At 74.7% G+C, this 11878-nt stretch carries 15 protein-coding genes; 8 read left to right on the top strand and 7 right to left on the bottom strand.

Features of this window, described 5'->3' with window-relative positions; all coding sequences use genetic code 11:
- Positions 1-205: 205 nt before the first annotated feature.
- The 3 genes from ACIRPX_RS01160 to ACIRPX_RS01150 all read right to left on the bottom strand — a co-directional run bounded on the left by ACIRPX_RS01160 (position 206) and on the right by ACIRPX_RS01150 (position 2287).
- Positions 206-646: a pyridoxamine 5'-phosphate oxidase family protein gene (locus ACIRPX_RS01160; RefSeq protein ID WP_404187166.1), complete on the bottom strand. Its 441-nt coding sequence runs from the start codon at positions 644-646 to the stop codon at positions 206-208.
- Positions 647-762: 116 nt separating this feature from the next.
- Positions 763-1437 (bottom strand): helix-turn-helix domain-containing protein, encoded by a 675-nt coding sequence (locus tag ACIRPX_RS01155; RefSeq protein WP_404187165.1) that lies wholly within the window; start codon positions 1435-1437, stop codon positions 763-765.
- A 223-nt stretch (positions 1438-1660) separates the two neighbouring features.
- Complete coding sequence (locus tag ACIRPX_RS01150; protein WP_404187164.1) at positions 1661-2287, bottom strand: hypothetical protein; 627 nt, start codon at positions 2285-2287, stop codon at positions 1661-1663.
- 227 nt (positions 2288-2514) lie between these two features.
- Between ACIRPX_RS01150 and ACIRPX_RS01145 the strand changes: the two genes are divergently transcribed.
- Positions 2515-2643: a hypothetical protein gene (locus ACIRPX_RS01145; RefSeq protein WP_404187163.1), complete on the top strand. Its 129-nt coding sequence runs from the start codon at positions 2515-2517 to the stop codon at positions 2641-2643.
- A gap of 68 nt (positions 2644-2711) precedes the next feature.
- Here the strand turns inward: ACIRPX_RS01145 and ACIRPX_RS01140 are convergent, their stop codons facing one another.
- Entirely contained in the window at positions 2712-3557 is an 846-nt protein-coding gene (locus ACIRPX_RS01140; RefSeq protein ID WP_404187162.1) for a universal stress protein, read from the bottom strand.
- Positions 3558-3798: 241 nt separating this feature from the next.
- Between ACIRPX_RS01140 and ACIRPX_RS01135 the strand changes: the two genes are divergently transcribed.
- Positions 3799-4191: an STAS domain-containing protein gene (locus ACIRPX_RS01135; protein ID WP_404187161.1), complete on the top strand. Its 393-nt coding sequence runs from the start codon at positions 3799-3801 to the stop codon at positions 4189-4191.
- 27 nt (positions 4192-4218) lie between these two features.
- Here the strand turns inward: ACIRPX_RS01135 and ACIRPX_RS01130 are convergent, their stop codons facing one another.
- The gene (locus ACIRPX_RS01130) at positions 4219-5220 is read right to left on the bottom strand and encodes an Acg family FMN-binding oxidoreductase (protein ID WP_404187160.1); all 1002 of its coding nucleotides are present in this window, start codon (positions 5218-5220) and stop codon (positions 4219-4221) included.
- A 289-nt stretch (positions 5221-5509) separates the two neighbouring features.
- On the opposite strand from ACIRPX_RS01130, the gene ACIRPX_RS01125 reads away from it, so the two are divergent.
- From ACIRPX_RS01125 to ACIRPX_RS01110, 4 genes are all read left to right on the top strand, one after another.
- The gene (locus ACIRPX_RS01125) at positions 5510-6082 is read left to right on the top strand and encodes a hypothetical protein (protein ID WP_404187159.1); all 573 of its coding nucleotides are present in this window, start codon (positions 5510-5512) and stop codon (positions 6080-6082) included.
- A gap of 201 nt (positions 6083-6283) precedes the next feature.
- Positions 6284-7276 (top strand): dihydroxyacetone kinase subunit DhaK, encoded by a 993-nt coding sequence (dhaK, locus tag ACIRPX_RS01120; RefSeq protein WP_404187158.1) that lies wholly within the window; start codon positions 6284-6286, stop codon positions 7274-7276.
- Positions 7277-7322: 46 nt separating this feature from the next.
- Positions 7323-7925, top strand: coding sequence for a dihydroxyacetone kinase subunit DhaL (gene dhaL, locus ACIRPX_RS01115; protein WP_404187157.1), 603 nt, complete (start codon positions 7323-7325; stop codon positions 7923-7925).
- A complete protein-coding gene (locus tag ACIRPX_RS01110) occupies positions 7918-8328 on the top strand; it encodes a PTS-dependent dihydroxyacetone kinase phosphotransferase subunit DhaM (RefSeq protein ID WP_404187156.1) in 411 nt (136 codons plus the stop codon). Before dhaL ends, ACIRPX_RS01110 begins: the two co-directional genes overlap by 8 nt.
- A 160-nt stretch (positions 8329-8488) precedes the next feature.
- On the opposite strand, the gene ACIRPX_RS01105 is transcribed toward ACIRPX_RS01110, so the two are convergent.
- On the bottom strand, positions 8489-9184 hold the full coding sequence (locus ACIRPX_RS01105; protein ID WP_404187155.1) for a glycoside hydrolase family 75 protein: 696 nt from the start codon (positions 9182-9184) through the stop codon (positions 8489-8491).
- Positions 9185-9581: 397 nt separating this feature from the next.
- Between ACIRPX_RS01105 and ACIRPX_RS01100 the strand changes: the two genes are divergently transcribed.
- Both ACIRPX_RS01100 and ACIRPX_RS01095 read left to right on the top strand, forming a co-directional pair.
- On the top strand, positions 9582-10580 hold the full coding sequence (locus ACIRPX_RS01100) for a fibronectin type III domain-containing protein (RefSeq protein WP_404187154.1): 999 nt from the start codon (positions 9582-9584) through the stop codon (positions 10578-10580).
- Between the two features lie 169 nt (positions 10581-10749).
- Entirely contained in the window at positions 10750-11310 is a 561-nt protein-coding gene (locus tag ACIRPX_RS01095; RefSeq protein ID WP_404187153.1) for a hypothetical protein, read from the top strand.
- A 12-nt stretch (positions 11311-11322) separates the two neighbouring features.
- Here ACIRPX_RS01095 and ACIRPX_RS01090 read toward each other — a convergent pair whose 3' ends face one another.
- Complete coding sequence (locus tag ACIRPX_RS01090; protein ID WP_404187152.1) at positions 11323-11874, bottom strand: PadR family transcriptional regulator; 552 nt, start codon at positions 11872-11874, stop codon at positions 11323-11325.
- Between the last annotated feature and the right edge of the window lie 4 nt (positions 11875-11878).

Below are 11878 nucleotides of genomic sequence, written 5' to 3'. Positions count from 1 at the left end.
GGGAGGGCCCGGCCCCCCCCCCCCCCGCCGGGCCCCGCCTGGCCGGCCCGGCGCCGCGGCCGGCCCGGCACCGGCGGGGGGGCCCCGGCCCCCTCCCGGCCCCCGCCTCGGGGCCCGGCGAGGCCGCCGCAGAGGCCGCCGGGGAGCGGTGCGGGCCGGCCGCCAAAGGCGCCCGCTCACGGTGCCCACGCCGTCCGCGCGGGACTCACATGGGCAGACGGACGCCGTACAGGCTGCGCCCGCTCGCGAGTTCGCGGCCGCTGACGAGTTCGGGTTCGATCCGCACGAAGACCTCGCGGGGCGACGGCACCCAGGAGCGGGGGCCGGTCCGCAGCAGGCGGTCGTGCTCGCCCGGGTCGGTCACCACACTGGCCGCCCCGGTGACGACGACGCTCCAGCCGGACTGGGTGGCCGCGTCGACCTCGTCGGCCTCGAACGCGACCACCACTCCGTCGACGGCGCGGGCCAGCTCCGAGGCCGCCGAGGTGCGCAGCACCACGGCGCCGTCGCCGTCGAGGCCGAAGTTGACGGGCAGGACGGCCGGCAGCGCCTGACGCGTGTGGACGATACGGCCGACCGGGACCTTCGCCAGAAGACGCAGGCACTCCTGCCGGTCGAGTTCGCGGAAACCGTCGTTCGGATACATGGGCCAGTCCGTCTCTCACGTGGTGCTCAGCGGTGGAGCGTTCCCTCCATCGTGCGCGGGGCCGGAGCCCGGGGTGAGGGACCATCGGCCCCGGTCCCCGCGGAAAACGTCCCGCTTCACACCGCGATACGACGGCCCGTGATCACGGTCGGGTCGATCCGCACCCACGTGTCGCGCCGGCCGCCGGCCCAGGGCGCACTGCGGGCGCGCTCGGCGAGCGTGCGCGTCTCGTCGGGGTCCGTCACGGTGCGGGCGTGGCCGCGCACGAGCACGCTCCAGCCCTTGCTGAAGGCGTCGTCGATGCGGTCGACCTCGAAGGCGACCTGGCAGCCGGACGCCTGGGCGGGCGTGCTGCCGGACTCGGTCCGGAACACGATGCCGCCGTCGACGAGGCTGTAGTTCACGGGCACCACGACCGGCCCGGAGGCGGTGGGCACCGCGATCCGCCCCACCCCGTGCGTGCCGAGCAGGGCGCGGCACTCGGGGACGCTCAGCTCGACGAGCTCGGCGCCGCGGGCGGGCCGCCCCAGCCCGTGCGGCACGTCGGTGTCGCCGCCGGTGAGGTCCCGCACGGTGGTTTCCAGGACCTCGGCGAGCCTCAGCAGGACCCCGGAGCCCGGTGCGGCGCCGGGGTACTCCTCCAGGTACTGGAGGTATCCGGGCGCCATACGGGCCTGGGCCGCCGTCTCCGCCCTGGTCAGTCCGAGTTGCGTGCGCCGGGCCGCGAGGCGGCGGCCGAGATCGCCCAGTGCCTGGTCTTCCGCCGCTCGGGACGGTGCCTGCTCCGCCATGGCCCGTCACTTCCTCTCGTCCGACCGGGCGCGAGCCCGGTGCCGGGGTTGCCCCGTGGGTTCAGCTTGTCCGGGTTCGGCCGGTGCGCGCTTGGGCCGGTCGGCCCCTCCGCGCACGGCCGGACGGTGCACCGCACACGCACCGGGGCACCGCCGCGGGTGCTGCGGCGGTGCCCCGGTGCGGGACGCTCGGGACGCGTCGGACGGTCGCCGACCGCCGAGGTCAGAGCAGCCAGCGGTGGCGGCTGACGAAGGGCAGCCGCGCCCACACCTTGCCCAGACCCCAGGTGGCGCCGGCGCCCGCGGCCGCGAGGGCGATCAGGACGACGGCGTAGATGAGGTGGTAGTCGGCGAAGGGGTTGGTCGACATGCTCAGCGAGCCGTCGGAGAGGTGCTTGGCGGGCGGCCATTCGGCCATCCACATCAGCGCCATCATGGCGGTGCCGGCGACGGCCGCGAGCCGCAGGCCGACGCCCGCGATCAGGGCGGCGCCGATGCCCAGCAGGCCGAGCATGAACAGCCAGTCCGCCCAGCCGGCCCCGGCCCAGTCGTGGAAGGTCGACTCCATCGGGCCGGCCGCGACCGAGCTGAGGAAGCCCTTGGTCGGCGAGCCGCCGTCGATCCAGCCCTTGCCGGACGCGGTGGCGTAGCCGAAGCCGAAGGTCTTGTCCAGGAAGGCCCACAGGAAGACGAACCCGGTCAGCACGCGGAGCCCGGCGAGGACGTGCGTGGCGGTCGCCGTCAGGACGACGGTGTTCGTCTCGTCGGCGCGACGCGAAGCCGTCTCGGACCGGCGCATGGACGGGAGGTGGAACCGCACGTTCCGGTGCGGGGTTTCGTGGACTGCCATGGTGCTCATCCCTCTCTAGGGGTGACGCGCGGGTTGTTGACGTCTCTCGTTGCGCCTTCAATGTCCCGCGTCGGCGACCGCTCGCGGAGGGGCTACGCGGCCCGCGGTGCAGGGCCGAACGACCCTGCTGCGAAGGTCTGTTCAGCCGCGGTACGAGGAGAGAGCGGGCGGTCGCACGCCCGTAGACTCGGGTCCGAGGCGCATCCTGAGCGGGGGGGTTGCCGGTCATGACGACCGAAGGCAGGGGCAGAACGGCCACGTGGGCCAAGGTGCTGGCGGTGTTCGTGCTGCTGGTGCCCGTCCCGCTGGTGGTCTGGTTCATGATCACTTTTCCTCGATCGCCCGGCCTCCCCTGACAGGGGCGGCCCGGCGGCCGGGGCGCGGCGCCCGCGGTGCGGGCCCACCCCCCTTCGGACAGGCATGGTCAGCCGATCGCGGGTGTTCCGGCCGGCACGACGACCACGGGGCAGTGCGAGCGGTGCAGCAGGGTGTGGGCGACCGAGCCCGGGCGCGTGAGGTGCCGGTCCGTGTGGCGGTGGACGCCGATGACGACGACGCCCGCCTCGCGGGTGGCCTCCAGCAGCGCGTGCCCCGGCGCGGCGCGCACCGTGTGCGACTCGACGCCGACGCCCGGGTGCCGTTCCCGCAGCTCGGCCATGCTGAAGCGCGGCACGGCCTCCTCGTCGGCGTCACGGCGGGCGAGTGCGCGCTGTCCCGGGCTCGTCGCGGGGATCACCGACGGCAGTTCGGGCCCGACGTGGCGGTGGGACCAGGAGTGCACGACGCGCAGCCGGACACCGCGCCGCTCCGCCTCCTGGAAGGCGTAGGCCGCCGCGTCCGTGTCGGCGTCGCCGCCCAGGCCCAGCAGCACCTCGCGGTCCCCGTCGCAGCGGTGGTCGCCGCGCACCACCAGCAGGGGTCCGTGCGTGTGCCCGGCCAGGCGCCGGCTCACCGAGCCGAACACCGCTCCGGTGATCCCGCCCAGCCCGCGACTGCCGACGACGGTGAGGACGGCGTCCTCGCTCTCGCGCAGCAGGACCTCCACCGCGCCGCCCTCCACCGGCTCCCCCGTCACGGGCAGCTCGGGATGGTGGGCGTCGATCCGCGCCACGGCCGACGCCAGGACCGGCCCGGCCTCGTCCAGGTCGGCGACGGCGTGGACGACGCGCAGGCCCACACCGCGGTGCAGCGCCTCCTGCGCCGCCCAGTCCAGGGCGCGTACGGCGGTCAGCGAGCCGTCCACTCCGACGGTCACGTGCGGGGATGTCATGGCGGGATTCCCTCCTGTGCCTCCGTACGGCCGATCCGCACGGAGCGGCCCGGCACGGGCCCACTCCCAGCGTCCGGCGGACGCTCGCGCGGGGCACGGGGCCATCGGTCCCTGCCCCGTACGAGAGCGACCCTGGGTGCCGGGTGCGCGGCGCGCAGAGGGGGCCGGTCGGCCCCGGCGACCCGCCGACCGGGGCCGACCGGCCCTTCCGCCACGTCCGGCTCACGGCTTTGCTCTGCGTATGGACACGAACCACGCGGGTCTCGCGCCGTGCCACACCGAACGCGTCGTGGGCGGCACGACCGTGGTGGAGGTCCACGGCGAGATCGACCTCTGCACGGCGGCGCCGCTCTCGGCACGCCTCGACACCCTGACCGCGGGCGGCCGCCCCGACGTGGTGCTGGACCTGCGCCCGGTGATCTTCATCGACTGCAGCGGCCTCAGGATGCTGTGCCGGACGAGGAACCGTGTGCTGGCCCGCCGCGGCAGGCTCCGCCTGGTCGCCGGCGGCGGCTGCTTCCCGCGCATCCTGCGGGCCGCCCGCCTGGCCGACGTCTTCGAGATCCACCCCGACCTGCCCTCGGCCCTCTTCGGCCTCGTCCCGCGCGACGAGGTCTCCGCCGCGGCGGGCTGATCCCGGCGGCGTGAGGTGTCCGCACGGCTATCGGCGTGAGGGGTCCGCGTCGAGCACGGCGTACGGGGTGCGCCGCGGAGTGACGGGGCCCTCCGGGCCGTAGCCCAGCCGGATCAGCATCTGGGCGTGACCGGTGTGGTCGGGGTCCGGGCTGAGGCTGCGGCGCAGGTCGGGCCACTCCATCGGCTGATGCAGCAGGGAGGCGCGCAGGCCGAGTGCCGTGGCGACCAGCAGCACGTGTTCGAGGGCCTCCCCCGCTCGCAGCCAGTCCGTGCGCCGGTCGTGCGCCGTCTTCAGCAGCGCGATGAACGGGGAGATCTCGAAGTCCTGGGAGGGCAGCCGTTCGGCGTGCCGCGCCGCGGTGAAGTCCCTCATGGGGACGCCTTCTCGCGCGTCCTGCGGGCCCAGCACGGTCTGCGGCAGACCCGTGTCGTGCGGGTCGTCCAGGTCCCGGTGCACCCACCGGCGGCTCTCCATGCCCCGATCCGCGTCGTGGCGGTTGCGCAGTTCGGCCTCCGCGGTCACCCGGAGCAGCCGTGTCGCCTCGGCCGCCTCGACGAAGCTGAGCGAGGCCCCCTCGCGGTGCGCGCACTCGGCCAGCTCGGCGCGCGCCTGCGGCGGTACGGGCCGGTCGGAGAACGGGAAGCGGCTGCTGTGCCGGCGCCAGATCGCGCCGTAGAGGTCGTCCCGGTGGCCCCCGTTGTGCCGTCCGGTGCTGCCCGTCAGCCGTACGGTGGCGAGCAGACCGGGCTCCTCGGGGCGCGGAAGCAGCCGTACGACGGGTGCCCAGCCGAAGTGGGACACCGCGACGCGCAGGTTGAACACGGAGGCGCCGACCGACAGGTGCAGGGCGCGGCCGACCGGGTCCGCGTGACGCAGGCTCCGTTCGGGTTCCGCACGCACCTCGAAGGCCACGTTGTCGGGGTCCAGCCGGAAACGCCACGGCTGGGTGTTGAAGAACGAGGGCGCGGCCACGGCGGCGGCGACGCACCGTTCCAGGGTCTGGGCATCGAGAGGCGCTGATCGCATGATGCCCTCCTCCCGCACGGTTCGGGAACGGCTGCTGGGACCTTCGAGGGTGGTCGCGGCGGGGACGCCGGGTCAGAGGCCGTTGGTCCCTCATGGGTGGCCTTCAGGTCCCTGCCGGCGGCCGCGGCGACGCACGCGGGGGCGCGCCCGGCTCACCGGGGCCGAACGGCTCACCGAAGCTCTCCGCGAGGTCCGGTCGGCCCCCTGACTCCCCCTGTCCGGCCCATCCCGCGCCCCGCCCTTTCGCTGTCACGTTGGACAGGTCGGGACGACGAGGAGGTGCAGACCCATGCGTGCAGGCGGGCGGACGGCGAAGTGGCTGTGGCGGTGGCGGTCCAACCCGCTGCGCCGTCGAGAGGACGTTCTGGAGGCCTGGCTCGTGCTGGCCGTGTGGGCGGTCATCGCCGTGGGCGGCACGCTCGCCGGTGTGATCACGGCCCATGCGGCCGACGGTGTCTTCGCGCAGCAGCGTGCCGAGCGCGTCCCCGTGGCGGCCGTCCTCGTCTCGGACACGACACAGACCGGGACGAAGAGCTACTACCGGGTGTCGGCCAAGGTCCGCTGGAACCTTCCGGACGGCTCCGGCCGCACCGGGAACACCCTGGTCGACACCGGGCTGAAGGCCGGATCGCACATCGTCGTCTACACGGACCCGCAGGGCCGGCTGACCACCCGGCCGCCGAGCCGGTCCGCCGCGGACCTCGAGGCGGCCGTGCTGGGCGTCGCGGCCGGCTTCGGCACGACGGGTCTGGTGCTGGGCGCCGGCGGCCTGGCCCGCCTGCGGCTGGACCGGCGGCGGGCCCGCCGGTGGGGCGCGGAATGGGCCATGGTCGGCCCGAAATGGGGGCACAAGACCGGCTGACCGGCACGTGGCCGGCCGGCCGCGGCAGGGGCGCCGGCACGCGCGGTGACGGGAGACGACGTCACCGCGCGTGCCGCTACGCCGCCCGGCCCGCAGCACACCCGGTTGCGCCGTACAGGTGACCGGCGACGCCGGAGCACCGATACTGCCGACAATGGGTGTACGGACAGAGGATCGAACGCGTCTCACCAGGAGGATCCCGTGAAGATGTTGATCAACGTTCCGGAAACCGTGGTCGCGGACGCACTGCGCGGCATGGCGGCCGCCCACCCGGAACTGGCCGTGGACGTGGAGAACCGGGTGATCGTGCGGCGGGACGCCCCCGTGGCCGGAAAGGTCGCCCTGGTCTCGGGCGGCGGTTCGGGGCACGAGCCGCTGCACGGCGGATTCGTGGGCCCCGGGATGCTGACGGGCGCCTGTCCGGGCGAGGTGTTCACCTCCCCGGTCCCCGACCAGATGGCGCGCGCGGCGGCCGCCGTGGACAGCGGTGCGGGCGTGCTGTTCATCGTGAAGAACTACACCGGTGACGTGCTCAACTTCGACATGGCCGCCGAGCTCGCCGAGGACGAGGGCGTCCAGGTCGCCAAGGTGCTCGTCAACGACGACGTGGCGGTCACCGACAGCCTCTACACGGCGGGGCGCCGGGGCACCGGGGCGACGCTGTTCGTGGAGAAGATCGCGGGCGCGGCCGCGGAGGAGGGACAGTCGCTGGAGCGGGTGGAGTCGATCGCCCGGCAGGTCAACGAGAACTCCCGCAGTTTCGGGGTGGCGCTCAGCGCCTGCACCACACCGGCCAAGGGCACACCCACGTTCGACCTGCCGGCCGGCGAGCTGGAGCTCGGCGTCGGCATCCACGGCGAGCCCGGCCGGGAGCGGCGGGCGATGATGACCTCGGGCGAGATCGCCGAGTTCGCGCTGGACGCGATCATCGAGGACATGCCCCCGCGCAACCCCGTGCTCGTCCTCGTCAACGGCATGGGCGCGACACCGCTGCTGGAGCTGTACGGCTTCAACGCCGAGGTGCAGCGGGTGCTCACCGCGCGCGGCGTCGCGGTCGCCCGCACGCTGGTGGGCAACTACGTCACCTCGCTCGACATGGCCGGCGCCTCCGTCACGCTGTGCCAGGTCGACGAGGAACTGCTGCGGCTGTGGGACGCGCCGGTGAAGACACCGGGGCTGCGCTGGGGCATGTAGCCCGGCGGGACAGGGTGTCAACGTACCTACCACGCAAGGAGATCCAGTGCTCGACGCCGATTTCTTCCGCCGCTGGATGACGGCGGCCGCCGCGTCCGTGGACCGCGAGGCGGAACGGCTCACCGCTCTCGACTCGCCCATCGGGGACGCCGACCACGGCAGCAATCTGCAGCGCGGCTTCCGGGCCGTGGTCGCGGCGCTGGAGAAGGAGGCACCTGCTACGCCCGGCGCGGTCCTGGTGCTCGCCGGGCGGCAGCTGATCTCGACCGTCGGCGGTGCGTCGGGCCCGCTCTACGGCACGCTGCTGCGCCGTACGGGCAAGGCGCTCGGGGAGGACTCCGAGGTCGGCGAGGCACGGCTGACGGAGGCACTGCGGGCCGGGGTGGACGCGGTCATGACGCTCGGCGGGGCCGCGCCGGGCGACAAGACCATGATCGACGCCTTGGTACCGGCCGTGGACGCGCTCGGCGACGGGGACTTCGCCGCCGCAGGCACCGCCGCCGAGCAGGGCGCGCTCGCGACCACGCCCCTGCAGGCCCGCAAGGGCCGCGCCAGCTACCTCGGCGAGCGCAGCATCGGTCACCAGGATCCGGGCGCCACCTCGTCGTCGCTGCTGATCGCCGCGCTCGGGGAGGCCGCCGGTGAGTGACGACAAGCAGGTCGGGATCGTGCTGGTGTCGCACAGCGCCGAGGTGGCCGCGTCCGTGGCCGAGCTGGCCAAGGGGCTTGCGGGCGGCGGGACTTCGGTGCCCGTCGCCGCTGCGGGCGGCACCGAGGGCGGCGGGCTCGGCACGAGTGCGGAGCTGATCGCCGCCGCGGCCGCGGCCGTCGACCGGGGCGCCGGGGTCGCCGTGCTCACCGACCTCGGCAGCGCCGTCCTCACGGTGAAGGCGCTGCTCGCCGAGGGCGACGAACTCCCCGGCAACACCCGGCTGGTGGACGCCCCGTTCGTCGAGGGGGCGGTGGCCGCGGTGGTCACCGCGGCGGCGGGCGCCGACCTGGCGGCGGTCGAGGCGGCGGCCGCGGAGGCGTACACCTACCGGAAGGTCTGAAGCCCCGAAGCCTCCGCGCCGCGGGGGCCGGGCGCATGGCCGCCGGGGGCCCGGCCCGCGCGGTCGGCGTCCTGGTCCGCGGCGCGCCGGGCGGGGTGCTCGACGGGCGCGCGCGGGGCCGCTTCACCCTCTGCCGTGTCAAATGCGGGCCGCCGGGGGGCTACTCGCCCAGGACGAAGCGCCACGCCAGCCGCCGTCCCGCCGTGACGGCGGCGGTGTGGCTCTCGATCGGTCTGGCCTGGGAGTTCCTGAAGACGATGTAGGTGACGCCGGAGGACACACCGCCGCGGCGCGGGTCCGGGTTGATGCCGAGGCCCTTGGCGGTGGCGTAGGACGCCTCGCCGATCAGGCCGCGCGGGCCGACATCGCCCACCACCGCGTACTGCACACGGTCGCGGTACACGACGGCCGCGATGGAGCCGCCGCGCACTCCGTCGGCGGCGGGGTTCCAGACCGATCCGGCGGCGGGCACGACGACGTAGGGAAGGCGTTCGGCGTTCAACGGCCGCCCGTCGGACTGCTGGTAGGCGGTGGCGGCCGAGAAGAGCGGATCCGTGCGGCGGTTGCAGCGCGGGCCGGGCTGCCCGTCGCAGTCGATGTCCATGTCCGTCTTCCAGAAGACGGCGTGCCGGGTGCCGCACACGGCCACGTTCGCGCGCTTCCCGTGGTCGGCGCGGAAGCGGCCGTGGGAGATCCGGGTGCAGTCACGCACCCTGGCCAGCAGGTCGGAGGCGCGGACGTCGCCCTCGCGCCGGGCGGACGACTCTGCCGCGGCGCGCGGTTCGGCGGCCGCCGCCAAGGACGGGGCGAGCAGGGCGACGCCGGCCACGGCCAGGGTCAGCGACTGGACACGCACGATGAGGGGCCCTTTCCTGAAGGGGCACGGCGGGCATTTTGCCCGTTTTGCCCCGTTTGCGGTGATGCGGCCACCGTAGGCGGCCGGACCGGCGCACGGGCTTCAGGCGACTCACGGCGTGGCGCGTCCCCGGACGAGCGGCGGGGGCCGGGCTCCCGAGCCTGCGTCGGCTCCGGCCGCCCGGCCACCCGCGTCGGGCGCGGGAACAGCGACGACAGCGGTCCGCGCCACCGGCACAACCCACCAGCCCTCATGGAGAGTTCAGCCGTGAGGTGAGCCAGCATACGTAACTTCCCCGGGCCGTCACCAACACCCGCCCGGCCGGCCGCCCCCTTGATGCGGCCACGCCGAGGCGTCACCATTGGTCCGGACCATTGCCGCGCGGGGAGGCAGAGCCATGCGCCGTCACACCGTGCTGGTGCGCCGATCCCTCACCCTGTGTGCGGCGTTGGCCCTCGCCGCATCCTGCGGCCGGGGCGGCAGCGGCGACGACGGCGGGCGGCTGCCGGCGGCGCCCACCGGCATGACCGCGGCGGCGGGCAGCGCGACCAGCGTGCACGTGATGTGGAACGCCGTGGCGGCGGCCCCGCGTGTGCGGGTCTACGAGGTGTACCGCGGCACGACGAGAATCACCGAAGTGACCGGCTCGCGGCACATGGTGGACATCACCCGACTCGCGCCGTCCACCTCGTACGTCTTCACCGTGCGGGCGCGGGACACCGCGGGCCGGCTCGGACCGGCCGGGCAGGTGGTACGCGCGCGGACACCCGCGGCCGTGGCGGCGGACGCATCGGCACCGACCCGCCCGGGCGGGACGCGGGGCCGGGTGCTCGGCAGCCGGGAGGTCGAACTGTCCTGGTCCGCCTCGACGGACGACCGCGCCGTGGTCTCGTACGACATCCACCAGGGCTCGTCGAAGATCCACAGTGTGGGCGCGGCCCGGACGTCGACCGTGATCACCGGACTGCGGCCGGGCACCGCCTACGCGTTCACCGTCCGGGCGCGCGACGCGGCCGACAACGTCTCGGCACCCGGTGGCACCGTCCGCCTCACCACCCCGGGCTCCGACGACGGTCACACCACCGCGCCCACCGCCTTCCGCGCGGCGAGCCACCGCGCCGGCGGCGCGTACTACCTCGACCTCTCCTGGGTCCCGCCCGGCGCCGACGGGGTGATCGCGGAGTACCAGATCCGTCTCGACGGACAGGCGGCGACCTCCCTGGTGTACGGCGGGAACGCGCAGCGCGCGAAGGCCTCGTACTCCTTCTACGCCGGCCGGGCGGCGGGTGTGACCCACCGCCTGCGCATCCGGGCCAGGCTGCCCGACGGCACCTGGGGCGGCTGGTCGGCGGAGCGGACGGTCACGACCGGGACGCACAGCGGCTCCCGGCCCTGACCGCGCCCGCCGCATGGGCCGGACGAACGAACCCGTCACCTGCCCGGGGGCGCTCCGCATGCGGGAGGGACCGCGGGGACGTTGGCTGCCTCTGAGGCAGCACGGGCGTTCCCCCACCCTCGGCGGCGCAAGGGATGTACCGCCGACCGTGCCGTCGGAGGGCAGACCCATGCGCAACCCCCAGCCACTCGCCCGCACGGCCCTGACGGCCGCAGCCGCCGCGCTGCCGATCGCGCTGGCCGCCGCTCCGGCCGTCGCGCAGAGCGGCATCTCGGTGAGCACCAGCGGGTCCACGGTGTCGGTGACGACCACCCAGTGCTCGCGGACCAGCAGCAGCGGCAGCTGGGGCACCGCCTCGCTGCTGAGCAGCAGCCAGTCGAGCTTCGCCCAGGGACGTCAGGTGTCCCTGTCGGGCACCACCGCGCTGCAGTCGGCGGCCTGGTCGAGTGTGAGCCCGGGCACGTACACCGTGATCGTGCAGTGCTCGGCCAGCGGCGCCACCGCGGGCACCCAGTCGATCGTCGTCTCCCCCGCCTCCCGGCCCACGATCTCCGCCACCGCCAAGGCCTCGGCCACGCCCTCCGCCTCGCTCGGCGTGGCGGGCGGCCTGGGCGGTGCCGTCAAGGACTACGGCCCGGTCACGCTGGGCGTGGGAGCGGCCCTGGTGGGCACGGGCGTCATCGCGACGGGCTGGTACCTGCGCAAGCGTGCCAAGCCCAACCGCCTCTGACCGCAGCGGAGTTCACGCCGTCCCGGGGTCTGGCAGCTCGGCGAACTCCTCCAGGGCGTGCGTGAGCCACTGCGTCCAGAAGGTCTCCAGGTCGATCCCGGCCCGCAGCACCAGGTGCTGGAGCCGGTCGTGCGGAGCGTCCTTGCCGGGCGGGAAGTCGCGCTGCTCGATCTTCTCGTACCGGGCCAGCTGCCGCCGGTGCAGCTCCAGATGGCGGCGCAGGTCGGCCTCCAGCCCGGCCGTGCCCACCACCGCCGCCGCGCGCAGCCGCAGCAGCAGCGGGTCGCGGTGCGGCTTGGGGTCCTGGGACGCGGCGGTCCAGCGGGCCAGTTCGGCGCGGCCCGCGGGCAGGACCGCGTAGCTCTTCTTCTGCCCGCGGGCCGGCTGCTGCGAGGGCAGGGCCCGGATGTGCCCCTCGGCCTCCAGCTTTCCCAGCTCGCGATAGATCTGCTGGTGCGTCGCCGACCAGAAGTAGCCGATCGACCTGTCGAACCTGCGGGTCAGCTCCAGCCCCGAGGACGGCTTTTCCAGCAGGGCGGTCAGGATCGCGTGCGGGAGTGACATGGAG

The organism is Streptomyces sp. NPDC101225 (assembly GCF_044767585.1).
Taxonomy (GTDB): domain Bacteria; phylum Actinomycetota; class Actinomycetes; order Streptomycetales; family Streptomycetaceae; genus Streptomyces.
This window is presented reverse-complemented; position numbering and strand designations above follow the sequence as displayed.